Annotated in this window: 1 rRNA gene; it reads left to right on the forward strand. The window is 53.5% G+C overall.

Going from position 1 to position 372, the window contains the following annotated elements:
- Positions 1 to 372, forward strand: a 23S ribosomal RNA gene (locus ACF8PK_RS17690); the annotation flags it as partial.

Genomic DNA, 372 nt, shown 5'->3' on the forward strand with positions numbered 1-372 from the left:
TGCGATTTATCGTATTGGGTAGGGGAGCGTTCTGTAAGCCGTTGAAGGTGTGTTGTAAAGCATGCTGGAGGTATCAGAAGTGCGAATGCTGACATGAGTAACGACAAGGGGGGTGAAAAACCTCCCCGCCGGAAGACCAAGGGTTCCTGTCCAACGTTAATCGGGGCAGGGTAAGTCGACCCCTAAGGCGAGGCTGAAAAGCGTAGTCGATGGGAAACGGGTTAATATTCCCGTACTTCTTACAATTGCGATGGGGGGACGGAGAAGGCTAGGTGGGCCTGGCGACGGTTGTCCAGGTTCAAGTGCGTAGGCTTGAGAGTTAGGTAAATCCGGCTCTCTTTAAGGCTGAGACACGACGTCGAGCACCTACGG

This window comes from Vibrio sp. CJQ_6 (assembly GCF_043106745.1).
Lineage (GTDB): Bacteria > Pseudomonadota > Gammaproteobacteria > Enterobacterales > Vibrionaceae > Vibrio > Vibrio furnissii.